The 14,903-nt window shown below is 63.4% G+C and carries 3 protein-coding genes; 1 reads left to right on the top strand and 2 read right to left on the bottom strand.

The features are described 5' to 3' along the window. Window positions 1-107 precede the first annotated feature (107 nt). A complete protein-coding gene (locus DN745_RS00045; RefSeq protein WP_111331007.1) occupies window positions 108-11,861 on the bottom strand; it encodes a tetratricopeptide repeat protein in 11,754 nt (3,917 codons plus the stop codon). A gap of 635 nt (window positions 11,862-12,496) precedes the next feature. Between DN745_RS00045 and DN745_RS00055 the strand changes: the two genes are divergently transcribed. Further along, complete coding sequence (locus DN745_RS00055) at window positions 12,497-13,489, top strand: GGDEF domain-containing protein (RefSeq protein ID WP_111331010.1); 993 nt, start codon at window positions 12,497-12,499, stop codon at window positions 13,487-13,489. Window positions 13,490-13,517: 28 nt separating this feature from the next. On the opposite strand, the gene DN745_RS00060 is transcribed toward DN745_RS00055, so the two are convergent. Continuing rightward, window positions 13,518-14,882 carry an NAD-dependent succinate-semialdehyde dehydrogenase gene (locus DN745_RS00060; protein ID WP_111331012.1) on the bottom strand — a complete coding sequence of 455 codons (1,365 nt, stop codon included), beginning with the start codon at window positions 14,880-14,882 and terminating at the stop codon, window positions 13,518-13,520. Between the last annotated feature and the right edge of the window lie 21 nt (window positions 14,883-14,903).

The raw sequence follows: 14,903 nt of genomic DNA on the forward strand, positions 1-14,903 counted from the left end.
GACGCCGTTTTGCGAATAGCATTTCCGGGCGCACCCTAGCGAGAATCCCGGAGCGAATCCAGTAAAGATTCGCTCCGGGACCGGGAGGGGAGGCACTGGTTTGCCTCTTAGAGGGAGGCCAGGGCGTCCTTGCTAGGCGTGTGTTCGGGGTCGATGCCCAGGGCACGGTTGAACATATCTTTGGCGCGGCGGGCGTCGCCTTTTTGCAGGCGCACGCGGCCAAGATAATAGTAGAGGTCGACCTTCTGGGCGCTGTCTTTGATGCTCATCTGGTGGAGCAAAAGCGTCTGGAAGATCTTGAGCGCGGCGTCCCAATCCTCGGTGGTGACCAGGATTTTTCCGAGGCTGAGCAGGTTGGGCACGTAGGTGGCGTCGACCTTATGGGCGGCCTCATAGGCTGCCTTGGCGGCGTCGAGGTCGCCTTTTTGCTCGGCGAGTTTGCCCTTGAGGTGCTCGAAACGAACGACCTCGGCCATGCGTCGGTCGCGGTTGAGCGTCTCGATAATCTCGTTGAGCAGCGGCTCGGCGCGCGCGAAGTCCTCGCCGCTGATATAGGCGTCGAGCAGCGGCTCGACGATGTCGAGGTTATCGGGCTGGGCGGCGTAGGCCTTCTCGAGCGCCTCAACGCGAAGGCTCGGGGAGTCCAGGCGGCTGCCGGCGAGCTCGGCCATCTCGAGCAGCAGGGCGATGCGGGCCGGCTCACCTTCGACGAGCAGGGATTCGTGCTCGAGGATGGCGTAAAGTTGGCCGTAGTCGCGGTTTGCCTCGTAGAGCTCTTTGAGCTTCGCCAGCGCCTCGGGGTGCGCGGGGGCGACCTCCAGGACCTCGACGTAGGCCTGCGCCGCGGCGTCGATATCGGAGAGTTTATGCTCAAAGAGCGCGGCGCGCTCCAGGGTCAGGGCGAGCTTGTCGTCCTCGGTGGCGTGGGCCGATTTGCGCGAGAGCACCTCGGCGACCTTGCTCCAATCGCCGCGCTGTTCGTGCAGGCTCTGGAGCACATGGAGGGCGCGGGCGTTGGCCGGGTGAATCTCGAGCACCATATCGAGCAGCTCGAGCGCGCGGGCCTCGTCGTCGAGGTGGGCGCGGTAGATATCGGCCATCTCGATATGCAATTCGAGCAGGCGGTTCTGGTCGGTCACGACCTGAAGTTGCTCGGTATACAGGTCCATCAGGTCTTGCCAGCGACCCTCGCTTCGGTAGAGCTCGTCGAGGGCTTCGACCACCAGCGGGCTGTCCTTTTGGATGGCGAAGGCGCGCTGATAATCCTCGATGGCCTCCTGGGTCTGGTTGAAGTGCGCATAGCTCACACGGGCGCGCTGCACGTACAGGCGCAGGTGCTCGCTGGACTGTCCGCGGGCCTCATCGTCGTCGGATTCGCTGGCGTCCAGTGCCTGCAATTGGCGCTCAACGGTGTCCAGGAGTTGCGGCCATTGCTCGGTCTTCTCGTAGAGACCTTCGAGCGCAGACAACACCTCCGGGCGGCCCGGATCGATGGCGTCGGCGTTGCGATAGGCGTCGATGGAGCGGTCGGGCGCGTCGATGAAGTGACGGGTATATTGACCGATGCGTACATAGAGCAGGCGCTTCTCGTCGGTGTCCTTGATATAGCCAGCCAGGCGCTCAAGGGTGCCGACCAGGTCGTTATATTGCTCGGTAATCTCGTAGAGCGCCACCAGTTGGTGCAGCACTTCGAGGTCGGCCTCGTCGAGGGTGAGCGCTTCGTTATAGCAGTCGATGGCCTGGTCAAACATCTCCAGGCGCATGCGGACTTCGCCGAGCTCCAGCAGGGCTTTTTTGCGCGCGTCGGGGTCGAAGAGCGACTCGACTTTGCGGTGCAAGACCGCCTCGAGGGCGACCGGGTCATCCTGCTGGCGAGCGATGGTCTCCAGCGCGTTGAGGGCGCGCGCGTTCTCGTGTTCGATATCGAGCACGATATTATAGAGGCGCCCGGCGCGCTTGGGCTCTTCGAGCACATTCAGCGCGTCGTCTGCGGCGTGCAGCGCCAATTCGCAGAGGCGAACCGGGTCGTCGAGGGTGTCGACGATATCTTCGTAAAGCGCGACGAGTTGGTCGTGCAATTCGTGCTCGGCGGCCAGCGTTTCGAGGCGTTTCTGGACGTCAATATCGTGCGGATCTTCGCGCAGCGCGCGGCCCAGATAGGCATAACCCGAGTAGATATTTTCGAGCTCGTTGACCTGCAATTCGGCGATGCGTCGGTAGAGTTCGGCGCGCTCCGCGGAGCTGTCGGCGACCTCTAGTTTAAGCTCATAGAGCTCGGCGAGCGCCTCGTGCGCCTCCAGGCTCTCGTAGCTTGGCTCGAGCAATTCGCAGATCTCGCGCAGCAATTCCGGCACGCCGGTCATGCGGCTTAGCCCCTCAAGGGCGCCGCGGTGGGCGGGCTCTTCGACGATGATCGGTCGGTAGAGCTCGAGCGCCTCGTGATATTGTTGGAAGACGACTTCGTTCAGGTAGGCCAGGCGGAAGCGCACGTCGTTGAGCTGCTCGGGGTCGCTGACCGCCAGGCGGGTTTGGAGCACCTCGGCGAGCTCTTCCCAGCGGCTGGCTTGCTGGTAGAGGCGGTCGAGGGCGTCGAGGGCGTCGCGGTCGTATTCGTCGATGCGCAGCGCGGCCTCAAATTGGGTGATGGCCGCGGGGTAATCCTCAAGCTCCAGGGCGTAGATCTCGCCGGTGCGCTTGCGCAGGGCGAGCTCGGCGTCGGGGTCCAGGACCGCGGCCTCCAGGGTGTCTTCGTAGGTCGCGGCCAGCTCGTCGGCGTTGCCCAGGCTGCGGCTCAAACGCTCGAGGTCCAGGCGGATGAACTCGAAGGCCGGCAACTCGCCGAAGGCGCGGCTCAGCGTGATAAACGCCATCTGGGTCGAGCCGAATTGATCTTCGTGAAGCGCGGCGAGCTCCATATAGACCTCGGCGCGCAGCTCGGGCTCCTCAAGATAGCTCAGGCGGCGCTCGTAGAGGTCTTTGAGCGTCTCGAACTCCTCGGCGTCGCGGTAGATCTTTTGGAGGATCTGCGCGGCTTCGCGGCGGGTGTCGGGGTGCTCAAGCAACTCGGTGACGGCTTCGCGGGCGTCCAGGTTGCCCGGGTCGCGCTCCAAGATGCGGCGCAGCGGGTCGAGGGCCTCGCGCGATGCGTTGAGCTTGTCCATCAACACGATGGCGCGGCGCATGTCGAGGGTGCTCAGCGCGTCGTGGTCGTCGGCGTCGACGAACTCGGCTTCCAGCGTAAGATTGTCGAGCAATTCCGGCCAGTTCTGCGAGCCCTCGTAGAGGCGCGACAGGGCGCGAACGGCGTCTTTATTGCCGGGATCTTGGGCGACGACCGCGCGGTAGGTGGTGATGGCGTCGATGGAATTATCGAGCTTATCGTCCTGAATCGCGGCGAGTTTGACGAGCAATTCGCCACGCGCTTGGTCGTCCTCGACCATGTCGGCGCTGGCGCGCAGGACCTCTTCGAGATCCGCCCACTGCTCCTCCTGCCGGTACAAACGGGCGAGGGCGTCGAGCACCGAAATCTCGCCGGGATCTTCGGAGCGAAGATCCTCGTAGGCGCCAATGGCGCCTTCGGGCGACTCCAGAATCTCGTCGTAGATCATCGCGATACGCTTGAGCAGGTTGTTGCGCGTATCGCCGTCAAATTCGTTGTCGAGGCGGCGTTTGAGCACCAGGACCAGCGGCTCCCAGAGCTCGAGTTCGCCGTAGAGGCGCTGCAATTGGCCCAGCGCGCGCGGGTCGTCGTTGATGTCGACGGCTTGCTGATAGGCGGTGATCGCGCTGCCGCGGTCTTCGAGCGGGCCGGCGTAGGTCTCGGCGATCGCGATGAGCAGCGAGGCCTGGGTGTCGGGGTTGTCGGTGTTCTCCAGCCCCTGCAAGAGGATCGGGACCACGCGCTCCCAGGCGTCGAGTTGCTCGGCGCGCTCGTTGACGCGCTCGCGCAAGGAGTCGTTGCTCGGGTCGATGCAGAACGCGCGGGTGAGCTTGACGAGCGCGCGCATGCGGTCGGCGTCGTCGTTGGCGCTGCGCTGGATCAGCTCGGCCATCTCGGACAGCGTGCTGACCTGGCCGTCGGCGTCGACGGCGAGCTTCTCTTTTTCTTCGAGGAGGTCGGCGATGCGGCGCCAGTGATTCTTCTCGTTATAATGCTCAAGCAGCAGGTCGATGACTTGCGGGCGATATTGGGCGCGCTCGTCGTCGCGGCTGCTCAGGTCGCGCTGCAAGCCCTCCAGGGCGCGCAGGGTCTCGGGGTGGTCCGGGTTATCGGCCAGGATATCGCGGTAGATCTGCAAGGCGTCTTCGATCAGGTCGAGCTCACCCTCGAGCAAGCCGGCCAGTTGGAAGCGCAGCTCCATGGTGAGTTGCGGGTCGAGGCTCGCGTCGATGCGTTGGCGGTAGAGGTCAGCCAGGTCATGCCAGCGATGCGCGTGGCCGTAGAGGCGCGCGAGCGTCTGCTGGATGGGGCTGTCGGCCGGCTCAAGGTCGTAGATTCGTCCGTAGACCGCGATGGCCTCGTCGAGCTCGTTCAAGATCTCTTCGTAGAGGGTGGCCAGGCGCTCCAGCCAGCGGCGAGCTTCCAGGGGGTCGGCGGCCGCGTCGGCGCGGTCGCGATAGAACTCGGCGAGCTCCGGCCAGCTCTCGGTGCGCGCGAGCAGGCGCTCGGTGGCGTCGATGGCCGGGGCATGGTCGACCGAGAAGAGCAGCACCTCGCCGTAGGTTCGACGGGCCTCGTCGAAGTCTTGGAGGCGCTCCTCGAAGATGGCGGCTTGCTCGCAGAGCAGCTCGACCCGAAGGGCGTCATCGACCTCGAAATTGGTGGCGAGCACCTCGCGGTACAGGTCGCTGAACTCCGTCCAATCGCCGAGCTGTACCTGGAGGCGGTGCAGCTGGACGCGCACGTGGCGCTCTTGCGGCGCGTGCTGGAAGAGCTGGGTCAAAATCCCAGCGGCGCGCGGCGCGTCGCTGAGTTCGGCTTCTGCGAGCTGGGCGGCTTCGAGTAAATAGGCGTTGGTGTCCTCGGGCGAGGAGGCCGATTCGGCCCGCGCCTCAAGGACCTCGATAAGCTGCGCATGCGCGTCGTTCTGGCGATAATACGGCTCGATGACCCGGGCGATATCGGCGCGAAGTTCGGGTTGAGCGGTGTCGGCGAAGAGTTGCTCCAGCGCGGCGATGGTCTCCGGGTTCGCGTCGCGCTCGTCGAGCACCTGGCGATAGACCTCGAGGGCCTCGACCGGGTCGTCCATCTGCTCGCGCAGGATGTCGCCGAGTTCTTGTTTGAGCGCGACAATTTCGTCGCCGTCATGAGTCAGCGCGATGCAATCGCGCAGGTGGTCGCACAGGTCCTGCCAACGCTCTTGGGCTCGGAAGAGGCGGCTGAGCGCGCGCTTGGCGCTGGGGTCATTCTCTTCGATGTCGAGGACGCGCCGGTAGGTGTCGGCGGCGCTGAACCCGTCCTCCAGTTGCTCTTCCTGGACGCTGGCGATGCGCAGCAAGGTCTCGACGCCTTCGTTGATATCTTCGGAGATATACACGTCGAATTTACGCTCGAGCAGCTCGATAAAGTCGACCCAGCGATCCTGGCTGATAAGCAGGCTTTCCAGCGCGTGGTAGGCGAGCTCATGGCGCGGGTCGAGGGCGAGGACTTCGCGGAAATGCGTCTCGACTTGCGGGGCGTCGTCGAGCTGGTCGCGGTAGAGCTGGGCGAGCGCGAGGTGCAAGTCCAGGCGCTGCTCGGGCGCATTGACCTCGGCGAGCACGTCTTCGTAGATCTCGCTGAGGCGGGCCCACACGGCGGCTTCGCCGTCTTCACCGGCGGCCGCGGCGCTCATGCTGCACAGGTCGAGCAGGGCTTCCTGCAGGTCGTTTCGGCGCGGCTCGAGCTTCCATGCGTCGCCCATCGGGTCGATCGCGCGGCCGGGTTGCTTGAGATCGTCGGCCCAAACGCGGGCGATCTTCTCGAGGAATTCGGCTTTTTCGCTGGGCTCATAGCTCTTCGCGACGCGGGTCTCAAAGACCTCGATGAGGGCGTCGAACTCGTCGTTAGCGCGATAATAGGTGACCAGATCGCCGGTGATTTGCGCGGCGTAGTTGTCGTCGTCGAGCAATTCGCGCAGGGCGGCGACCGCTTCGGGGTGGCCGGAGGTGCGCTGAAGGACTGCGCGGTAGAGCTCGAGCGCGCCGTCGATGTCGAAGAGTTGTCCGCGCAGGACGCCCGCGAGTTTGAGCTGCAGGGCGTCGAATTCTTCGCCTTCTTGCGGCGTGGTGGCGGCCAATTTGCTGCGCAGAATATCGGCCAATTCGTGCCACTGGGCGTCTTCTTCGAAGAAGGCGGTCAGGGCGTCGAGGGAGCCGTGGTGCTGCGGGTTGAGGCCGAGGATCTCGCGGTGCACCGTGATCGCTTCGTGGCGGTCGTGGAGCTGGTTGGCCTGGACCTCGGCGAGGCGCTCGAGCGCGGCGATGCGCTCGGCGTCCTGGTAGGTCGCATCTGCCCGATTTCGCAGGACTTCCGACAGGTCGATCCAGCGCTCGCCGGCCGAATAAACGCGCTCGAGTCCGTCGAAGGCGTCGGCCGAATCGGGTTGCTCCTGGAGCAGGTCGTGATAGGTCTGGGCGGCGTCGTCGGGACGGTCGAGCACGTCTTCGAAGAGGGTCGCGGCGCGGCTCAGCAGCTCGGTTCGGCGGGCCGAATCGGCGAAGGGCACCTGACGGCGAAGGTTCGCGGCGAGGTCTTCGGAGCGGCCGGTATTCTGGAAGAGGCGCTCCAGGGCGAGCAGGGATTGCTCGTCGGACTCGTCCTGTTCGAGGGCGCGCTCATAGGCGTCGACCGCGCGGCCGGCTTGCTGAAGTTTGTCTTCGTAGAGGGCGCCGAGTTGGCGATAGATCGGCCCGGAACTTAGAATATCGGCCTCGAGCGCGGCGTCTTCCAGGGTGCTCGCGGCGCTCTCAAGTTCGTCGAGTTCGGCGGCGACCTCGACCAGGCGCTCGCGGCGCGCGGCGTCGTCGGGGTCGGCCAGGACCGCGCGTTGCAGCGCGGAGAGTCCGGTCTCAGAGTCGTCGAGTTCCTCGAGATAAATGCCGGTGAGTTCGTCGAGCAGGGCGACCTTTTCGAAGACTTCGAGGGTATGCTCCGCCTGGGTCTCCAGGACGCCGGCGAGCTTCGGGAATGCCTCGCCGGTTCGGTAGACCGGCTCGAGCGTGCGCGCGATATCAAAGCGCAATTCCTTGCGAATATTCTGGGCGAGCAGGGCGGTGTCGAGGGATTCGAGCGCGGCGGTAGCCTCCGCGTCACTCGGGTCTTCGCGCAGCAATTGTGACAAGATGTCGGCGGAGCCATCCGAGTCCGCGAGGTGCTCAGCCCGAATCTTACCGAGGTTAAGCAGGAAGTGCCGGCGGCGATCCGGGTCCATCGCGAGGTCGGCCTGGGCGACGTAGAGCTCGTCGAGGTCCAGCCAGGCTTCGGTTTCGGCGTAGAGTCGCGCGAGCGCGTCGACGGCCTCGGGGTGGTCTTCTTCCAGGAGCAAGACGCGTCGATATGCGTCGATGGCCCGCGGTCGATCGTCGAGGGCGGTCTCGCTAAGCAGCGCGATCTCCGAGAGGATTTCGATACGAGTGGCGTCGTTGTCGCCGAGGTTCTCGCGAATATCGAGGACGTCGACGAGCTCTTTTTCGCGTCCCAATTGGCGATAGAGTCGCTCAAGCGCGTCAATGACGGCCGGGTCGGTCGGCTCGGCGGCGTGGACCTGTTTCCAGGCGCTCAGCGCCTCTTCGGGCTTGCGAAGTTGGTATTCGCGGATGGCGGCCAGGTGGCGCAAGAGGTTGATATTGGTGAAGGAGCCGCTCTTCTCTTCGTTCTCGTTGGCGTGGGCCGAGAAGACTTCCTCGATGGTCGCCCAGCGGTTGAGCTTGGCGCCAAGTTGCTCGACGCGCAGCCAGATTTCTTCGCGGCCCGGGTCGAGTTCGAATTGGCGACAGGCGTGCTCGAATGCCTTCTCGGTCTGGTCGAGCTTCTCGTGATAAAGCGGGATGAGCTCGTCGAGGATTTCGGCCTCTTCGAAGCGGTCATCGCTGATCGCGCGGCGTGCCTCGAGCGCGCGCGCAAGCTGGGCGGGTCGCTCGGTGTCGCGGAAGATCGGCTCCAGCATCAGCGCGGCTTCGCGGGCCAGCGTGGGCTCTGAGAGCAGCTCTTCGACCGCCGTGACGGCGCCTTCGTGTTGGGGCTGCTCGGCCAGCACCTGGCCGTAATAATGGATGGACTCGCGCGGATCATCCAGGCGCAAGCGCAGGGTGTCGGCGAGCTCCATCTGGGCTTTGGTGCGGGCGTCGCTCGCGTCGAGCGACAGCAGGCCGATTTCATGGCGAAGGGAGTCAACGACCTCGTGCCATTCCTCGTTGTCGCAGTGCAGCCCGCGACGCCCACGCAGGGCGCCGAGGTGATTGGGTTCGAGGTCGAGGATCTCGGCGTAGGTCGAGCGCGCGGCGTCGGATTCATCGAGGTGTGTGCGCTGGACGTCGGCGATTTTGGCGAGTTGGTCGACCAGGTCGACGCGCTCTGCGCCGTTTGACGAGAGGATGTCGATGGTGTCGCGCAGGACTTCGATGCGCTTCTCGGGTTGCTCGGTGAGCTCGTAGAGCTCTTCGAGGGCGTCGAGGGTGTCGAGGTCGCTGGGGTCCTGGTCGCGCAGCAGCTCAAAATAGGTGAGGGCGCCGGCGTAATTCTCCTGGTCGTCGCGCAAGACGCGGCCGATGCGCTGCCATAGGCGGGCGCTGAGGGCTGCGTTTGCGGCGTCATCGCCGTCTTCTTTGGGCTCGGCGACTTCGTCGGCGACCAATTCGATATGCTCGACAAAAAGGCCCATCGAGGCGCTATCGCGCGCGACTTCTTCGGCCTCATCGAGCACGTCGTCTGCGCCGGGGCGAAGCGTCGCGGCCTGGAGCAACCACTCCAGCGCGCCGGGTTGGTCGTCGTTTTTGCGCGCGAGGTTTCCGAGCGTGTGCAGGGCCTCGAAGCGCTGCGCGTCGTCTTCGGCGTGCTTGAGGCGCAGGTGAGTCGCGCTGATCTGTCCGTCCAGATCGCCCAGCGCTTCATAATGCTCGCGGAGTTCCTGGGCGATATCGCGCGGATCTTCGACCACCTGGCTCAGCTTTGTGAGGCTGTCGACCGCCATCTCGCGGTCCTCCAGCGGGTCGGTGGCGATGTCGGCGATGCGCCGGTAGAGCACGCGTTTTCGGGCGTCACCGGGCTCGGCTTCGGCCGCCACGTTCAGCAGGTGGCAGAGTTCTTTGAGCTCATCGCGTTGGGCGTAGAGGGCCTGGAGCGGGTCGAGGTCCTCGCTCTTGATATAGATATCGGTCAGGCGGCCCAAGGCTTCCTGGTCGTCGGCGTCTTCGTCTAGCAGGGTTTGCCAGATGCGCGCGGCGCTGGTCGGGTCGTCGTTTTGCGACTCGTGCAGGCGCGCGGCTTCGCGCAATGCGTCGCTTCGAACCGTGGCGCTGTCGGCGTCTGCGTCGTTCTTCGCGGCCAGGGCAGCCTTCGCTTCAAGGGTCCTGGCGAGCTGGGCGAAGTCGTCGTTTCGCCGATGGATAAACTCTAATTTCCCAATGAGTTCCGCATCTTCGGGGCGAAGCTCTTGGAGTTTGACGAGCACCTTGACGATGCGGTCGGGGTCGCGAAGGCGGTCTTCGGCAAGCTCGAGGAGCTCTTCGAGATGCGCCTCTTGTTCCAGGACCGGGGTCTGCTCGAGGGCGCTGAATTTCAGGTCAAAGAGGGACTCATAGTCGCGGCGCTTCTCGTAAATTTCGGCCAGGCGCGCGCGCACGGGGGCGTGGTCGGGCTGAATCTCGAGGACCCGCTCCAGGTGCGGCAGCGCCTGGGTGACATTGCGCAGGCTCTCCTGCCAGATGTCGGCGACCTGCAAGAAGAGGCCGAGCGCTTCGTTGCGCTCATCGCGCTCAAGCAGCAATTCGGCGCGCTCCTGCAGCAGGGTCGCGAGGTCATTCCAACGCCGCCCCGCGGCGAGCTTGTCTTTGAGCTCGTCGAAGGCAGCCTGGTGGTCGGGCTCAAGCTCCATGATGGCGGTCAGCGTATTGATGACCATCGTGTCGAGGCCGAGCTCATCGCGATAGATCTCGGCGATGCGCTCGAGCAGGAGCACGCGCGCTTCACGGTTCTGTGCGCCGGTTTCTGCCTCGGTTTCTTCGAGGGCGCGCACGCGGTCTTTGAGGAAGTCGACCAGCGCGTTCCATTTGCCGTTCTCTTCGTAGAGGCGGCGCAGTTGCTCGCGGGCCTGGGGGTGGCTTTGGAATTCGCGCTCGAAATTTTTCCAGACGTCGATGGCCTTCTCGGGGCTGTCCATCTGAACTTCGGCGATGTGGGCGAGGCGAGCGCTTAATTCGAGCGACTCGGCCTCGTTTTCGCTGTCTCGCTGGCGGCTATTGAGCAGCGAGAAGAGTTTTCGCCATTCGCCATTTTGCTGATAATAATCCTCGTAAAACGCCAGCATATCGGCCTGCTCGGCGTCGAGCAGCTTGATGCGTTTGAAATAATATTCTGCGTTCTTTGAGTCGCCCAGATCCTGCCAATACAGATTGGCCAGCTCGACCATCGTCTCGAGCTCGCCGTCCTTTTTGCGCAGATATTTGACCGACGTGGACAGGATTTCTGCGAGCTCCTCAAGGGCGCTCTCAGCGCGGAGTTGGTCGCGCACGACCGCGAGCGCGTCGAGGTTGTCGGGCTCTTTTTTGAGGGTCTTTCGGGCTTTGTCAAAGTCGTTGAGGTTCGCGGTGTCCTCGTCTTCGTCCGCTTCGCTGGCCGCTGCCGAGAGCATCGACTCGACTTCGCTGACCTCGCCGCCGTCAGCGGCGAGGGAGTCCTCGTCAAGGGGGTCGCTGGCGGAGTCTTCGGCGAGTGAATCAGCTTCGCTGACTTCACTAACTTCGCTGACTTCACTAACGTCGCTGTCTTCATTTTCAGCCGCGTCCGCTTCGCTCGGCGCTCCGGATTCTTCGGGAGTGTCCGCCTGGTCCAGGGGCTCTTCACCCTGGGCAAGCGTCTCGTTGGCCTCGGCCAGAAACGCGCGCAGCTCGGGGTGCTCGGGCTCAAATTGGAGCCCCTGTTCGGCGAGCTTCGCGGACTCTTCGAGCGCGCCACCCTCGCGATATTGCTCAAGTTTTGCGGCCTGAAGTAGGGCGTCGGCGGCGTGTTTTTTCTGACCGCTTTGCGCCGCCTGATGACCCTCACGCACCTTGTCTTTGACCGTGGCCTCGACGCTGCCGCCGGCCTGGTAGATATCCTGGATGAAGTTGGCCATCTCATGCGCGGGATCATTTTCCAGCACGCGCGCCAGGATGCTCAGGGCCTCGTCGCGGCTGCCGAGGAAATCCCCGTGCACCTGGGCCATGCGCACCAGCACCTGATTCTTGGCGGCGGCCTCTTTTTTGACGCCGCATTCGAGATCATAGATCAGCAAAACGCGCTGAAATTGCCCCGACTGGCGGTAGACGCCGCGGGCTCGGTCGAGGCTAAGGGTGTCTTCGGGATAGGTTTGGAACGCCTTTTGGTAGGCGGCCATGCCGTCGTCATGGTTGTCGTGGTGCTTGTAGAGCACGTCGCCAAGGGCAACCAAAATGGCGGATTTCTCTTTGCTATTCTCCTCGGCGTCGGCGAGCTCGCGCAACACGAAGATCAGTTGGGAGAAGTCCTGTTCGGCGTCGAGATGATCGCTGAATTTCTCGTAATGCCAGCGCAGCCGGCGCCAATCGCCACTGGCGGCGTATTGGTCGGCGAGTGCGTCGAAGGCTTCACGGTTGGAAGGATCGCTTTTGAGCGTTTGCTGCAATTCGCGGATCTCTTCATTCATATCGGGCCCTATTTCCGAGCAAAATCCGAGCGTTGAGCTCGGGTTTATTAAGTTGTGACATATGGCGGTGAAGTCGAGCGGAGCGTATCAGACCAACGCGCGCATTGGCAACGGGGTATGCGGGCGTTTTCGCGTCGAAATATCCCGCGCGAGACATGTTGGCCGGCCCCGATTTGCAGCTCAAATCTACCTCATTGGTGTGATAAATAAACAGAGAAACGTGTCGGGCTATGATTTAGTCGGGTTTTTGATGTTGTTTATTGCCCAATTAAATCAATGGTTTATGGGGTTTGGTTTCTTCGCTGGCGAGCAATCCGGCAGGACCCACGCGACGAATCGCTCCCTATCGTTGAGCGCTGCTCCGGGGGGGGAGCCGGCAAGGCTGAGGCGGCGCCCGAGTGGGGGGCGCGCGCTGAATCGCTACGGGCCAGTGAGCGCCGTATTGTTGGTTGCGCCGCCGCGTGCTAATTTCGGCCGCTATCGGTTTCTTTCTGTGGGGGCGGGGGCTTTGGGTGCCTCGGGATCTTTTGGGGCTGCCGAAGCATAAGTTGTAGCCGCGCTTGGTTTCAGAGTGCGAAGTGAATAACATGGGCGACAGGTGCTCATGAACTCTGGCGGAAATCTGTGGAGTAGGCATGTCCGAGGACGATAAGTTGAAGAGTATTGGGGAGTTCGCGGACGATATTACCGCGGATGTTGCCTACGATTTGGTCGAAGAGTCATTCGCCGACCAGGAGACACGCGCGGCCTGTTTGCTCTTTTTGACCGGGCCGATGATGGGCCACTATATCTCGCTTGGGGAGCACGCCCGCGAGGTCGGGCGCTCGGATGAGTCCGATATCATCATCAACGACAAGGGCGTCTCGCGCCGGCACGCGTGTTTTTATCTGCGCCCCAACCGCATGGGGGACCCGGATGGCTTCGTCGAAGACCTCGGCAGCTCGAACGGTGTCTACGTCAACGGCGAGCGCATCCAGGGGGCCCACCAACTGCATCAGGGCGATAAGATTACCCTGGGGACCGAGACGATCTTGCGCTTCACCTATCAGGACGAGGTGGACCAGGCGTTTCAAAAGCGTCTCTTAGACGCCGCGATCAACGACGGGCTCACCGGGATGCGAAATCGGGCGTATTTCGACCAAAAGATTAAGGCTGAATTCGAATACGCCGCGCGCTACGGCGCGACCTTGTCCGTGATCATTTTCGATATCGATTATTTTAAGCAGATTAACGACGCCCACGGCCATGTGGTGGGCGATGCGGTGCTCGCGCGTCTTGGGGCGTGCATGCTCGAGGCGGTACGGGAAGAGGATTTTCTGGCGCGCTATGGCGGCGAGGAGTTCGCGATGATCTGTCGGGAGTTGACCGCGGAGCAGGGATTTAAGGCGGCCGAGCGATTGCGGAAATTGGTCGAGTCCGAGAGCTTTAGGCACGGCGAAGTTGAGCTGGAGTTGACCGTGAGCGCGGGCGTGGCCTCTTATCCTGAGATCCCCGCCCAGACGCATGTGGAGCTTATCTCGGCCGCCGATGAGGCGCTCTACCGGGCAAAGTCCATCGGGCGAAATCGCACCCTCTTGGCCGCGGGTCACGCCCGCGAGCCGGTGGAGGCGCAGGAGATGGGTGAATGACGCCTCGGGCGGTGTTTCGCCGCCCGGGTTATTTGACCCAGACCGTCTTCTTATTCACGAATTCCAAAATACCAAAGCGGCTTAATTCCCGGCCATAGCCCGAGTCTTTGATGCCGCCGAAGGGGAGCCTCGGGTCGCTCTTGACGATGCCGTTGATGGAGACATGCCCGGCCTCGATCTGCTCGGCCAATTTCAGGCCGTGGGTCGATGATTCGGTCCAGATCGAGGCGCCCAGCCCGTAGGGGGTGTTGTTGGCCAACTCGATGGCGGCGCTGGTGTCGGCGACGCGCGCCACCGCGGCGACCGGTCCGAAGGTCTCTTCGGCGAAGCATTCCATCGTGGCGTCGCAGTCGACCAGCAGGGTCGCCGGATAATAAAATCCGTCGGTCTCCGGCAGCTCGCCGCCGAGCACGCATCGCGCGCCCTGGGCGATGCTCTTCTGAACCTGGTCGTGCAGGGCCTGGCGCAGGTCGTCGCGGGCCATCGGGCCCAGGTCGGTGTCCTCGTCGTTTGGATCGCCCATCTTCTGGGCGGCCAATGCTTGGTGGAAGCCCGTGACGAAATCATCGTAGACGCTGTCTTCGACGATGAATCGCTTCGCCGCGATGCAGCTCTGCCCATTATTGATCATACGCCCGACGACCGCCTGCTCGATGGCCGCGTCGAGGTCGCAGTCGGCCAGCACAATAAAGGGGTCTGAGCCGCCCAATTCCAGCACGCATGGCTTGAGGTGGGCGCCGGCCAGGGCGGCGACGGCGCGGCCGGCCTTGACCGACCCCGTTAAGCTGACGCCCTTGACGCGCGGGTCTGCGATGACCTGCTCGGCAGTTTCGTTCTCGATAAAAAGGCTTTGAAAGACGCCCGTGGGGAAGCCGGCGTCTTTGAAGAGTCGGTGCAGCGCCGTGGCGCAGCCCCCCGCGTTGGCCGAGTGCGATAGGAGCCCCACGTTGCCCGCCATCAGGTGCGGCGCGGCGAAGCGGATGACCTGCCAGAATGGGAAGTTCCAGGGCATGACCGCGAAGATCGTGCCCAGCGGGTCAAAGCGGATGAGCGCGCGCGACCCGTCGCTCTGCATCTCTTCGGTCTGTAAAAAGCGGGAGGCGTGTTCGGCAAAATAGGCGCATGTCCAGGCGCATTTTTCGACCTCGCTGCGGGCCTGCGCGATGGGTTTGCCCATCTCGTCGGTCATCAGCTCGGCGTATTCTTCGCTGCGCTCGCGCAGCAGCTCAGCCACCCGATTCATCAGGCGGCTGCGCTCGGCGAAGCTGGTCCAGCGCCAGTTTTCAAAGCCCCTCGCCGCACGCGTCAACTTGCGCTCCAGCGAGGCCGCGTCATCGAGTGGGTATTCGGCAAATGCTTCGGCCGTCGCAGGGTTGATTGAGCGAATCGACATGGCTGCACTCGTGCAATGAGG

This window comes from Bradymonas sediminis, from assembly GCF_003258315.1.
In the GTDB taxonomy this organism is placed as follows: Bacteria; Myxococcota_A; Bradymonadia; order Bradymonadales; family Bradymonadaceae; genus Bradymonas; species Bradymonas sediminis.

Coding starts and splice junctions, on each gene's coding strand:
- DN745_RS00045 (WP_111331007.1), bottom strand. CDS start 11,861: ATGAATGAAGAGATCCGCGAATTGCAGCAAACGCTCAAAAGCGATCCT.
- DN745_RS00060 (WP_111331012.1), bottom strand. CDS start 14,882: ATGTCGATTCGCTCAATCAACCCTGCGACGGCCGAAGCATTTGCCGAA.
- DN745_RS00055 (WP_111331010.1), top strand. CDS start 12,497: ATGTCCGAGGACGATAAGTTGAAGAGTATTGGGGAGTTCGCGGACGAT.